Raw genomic sequence first — 1,913 nt, 5'->3', positions numbered from 1 at the left:
TTTTCTCTTGTCGCTCAGATCTTCTTTTCGAAAATTCTCGCTCACTCGCCTGAAAGCTGACATAGATAGGATCTGACAAGACCAAATTCGCTAAAACAGTAGAGGGAGAAATAAAGTCACCTTTACTAACATTCGCCTGACTTAAGACCCCATCTGTCGGTGCGTGAATCGATGCATAATCCAGGTTGAGCGTCGCGGCTTTAAGTGCGGCTTTCGAGGATTGCAGTGCCGCTTCCGCTTGTAACTTTTTACTCAACAACTGATCCATCTGCGACTGACTAATGGTTCCCTTGCCGATCAACTCGTTTCCACGGCCATAATTTCGAGTGGATTCATCAAGCGCTGCCTGATCTGCAGCCAGCTTTGCTTTCGCTTTTGCAACTTCCGCCTGAAGAGTGTCTTTATCCAGTTCGAATAGCAGGTCACCCGCTTTCACTCGCGCGCCGTCGGCAACATGTTGCTCCACCAAATATCCACTCACACGCGCTTGGATTTTAACGTCTTCCTTTGGCTCTGTTATCCCTACAAATTCGTTGCTGTTCACAATCGATTCAAATTCAGCCGAATAAACGCTTACTTTCGGTAAAGGTGCATTTGCAGCCTGTTCTGCGGGCTTTTCAGAGCAAGCAGCAAGCAAAAATGAAACGCATATAGAGAGAATGAGATGACTCGATTTCATATTAAAATCCGTGAGATTGATCAATTTTAAACCCGACGCCGATGTTCGTATTCCATCACATGGCGCTTTCCGTCACAGAGAATATAACCCGTTTACTCCAAAGTCTACGGACTCTTGCGATTTACACCTCGTTCGCAGAAAACAACGCAATGCGGAATCGAAACAAACGCGCTATCATGATTGTTCCAACGTTAAGATTTTTCTCTCTTCCACTTTTTTCTGAGTCAAAAACGTCATGTTAGAACGCATCAAAACAATCTTCCTAATGAGTATGATCGCGGCCAGCGTAAGCGCCGACCAGCAGACAGATCTGCCCTCCGAATCAGAGGCCAATCAAACATTAACCGTATACAAATCGCCTAGCTGCGGGTGCTGCGGAGCGTGGGTTGAGCATTTAATAAAGTCGGGAATAACCGTGTCGACGTTAGAAGATGCAGACATGGCATCCATTAAGAACCGCTTCGATCTTCCAAGCGAAGCGCGCTCATGCCACACAGCGGTAAAGGGCGACTATTTCTTTGAAGGCCATGTGCCACCAGCACTCGTACATTCATTCATACAAAACCCACCCGACGGCGCCAAGGGGCTCATCGTGCCAGGCATGCCAATAGGCAGTGCCGGCATGGAGGATGGGGATCGTTTTCAACCATACAAGGTGTGGCTAATGCGCACCGACGGCGAGTTCGAAGAGTATGCTTCCATCGACACCTACCGCGAACAGTTTTAATATAAAGTTTCGATAAGCGTTAAGTCCTTTGCGTTATCGATTTACAGAATAGACCTACAGAATCTGGAACAAACAATATGCATCACGAATATCTGGGCCCCCTCGCGTTATTGGTTGGAACATGGACCGGAGATAAAGGTATCGACACCTCTCCAGAACCAGATGGTACCGAGATCAATTACTTTAGAGAAACTGTGACATACACGCCTATTGGCGACGTCGACAATGCAGAAGAACAAGAGCTCGTTGGTGTTCATTACCATCAGGTCGTGCATCGCATCCGAGATAGCAAGCATTTGCATGATCAGTGTGGTTATTGGATGTGGGACAAAGCCAATCAAAAAGTCATACACAATTTGTCGATTCCTCGCGGCGTTTCAGTGGTACTCGAGGGCGACGTTGAGGAAGTCGATGGCGGCTATATTCTGCGTTTAAGAGGGAGAGACAATGAGGGAAAAATTGCTCAGAGCGAGTTCATGAAAGCAAAGGCCCGAACCACCTCAATGA

Annotated in this window: 3 protein-coding genes; 2 read left to right on the top strand and 1 reads right to left on the bottom strand. The window is 47.2% G+C overall.

Annotated elements, in window-relative coordinates:
- A partial coding sequence (locus tag A3751_RS09930) for an efflux RND transporter periplasmic adaptor subunit (protein ID WP_156492363.1) occupies positions 1 to 679 on the bottom strand: 679 nt, incomplete at its 3' end.
- 235 nt (positions 680 to 914) lie between these two features.
- Here A3751_RS09930 and A3751_RS09925 point away from each other — a divergent pair.
- Together A3751_RS09925 and A3751_RS09920 are read left to right on the top strand one after the other, a co-directional pair.
- Positions 915 to 1,406: a DUF411 domain-containing protein gene (locus A3751_RS09925; protein ID WP_068455169.1), complete on the top strand. Its 492-nt coding sequence runs from the start codon at positions 915 to 917 to the stop codon at positions 1,404 to 1,406.
- Between the two features lie 77 nt (positions 1,407 to 1,483).
- Positions 1,484 to 1,913, top strand: a 430-nt coding sequence (locus A3751_RS09920; RefSeq protein WP_068455168.1) for a heme-binding beta-barrel domain-containing protein, incomplete at its 3' end; no start/stop codon positions are given.

This window comes from Oleiphilus sp. HI0080 (assembly GCF_001635135.1).
Note: the sequence above shows the minus strand (reverse complement) of the source record. Positions and strands in the feature narration are given on the sequence as shown.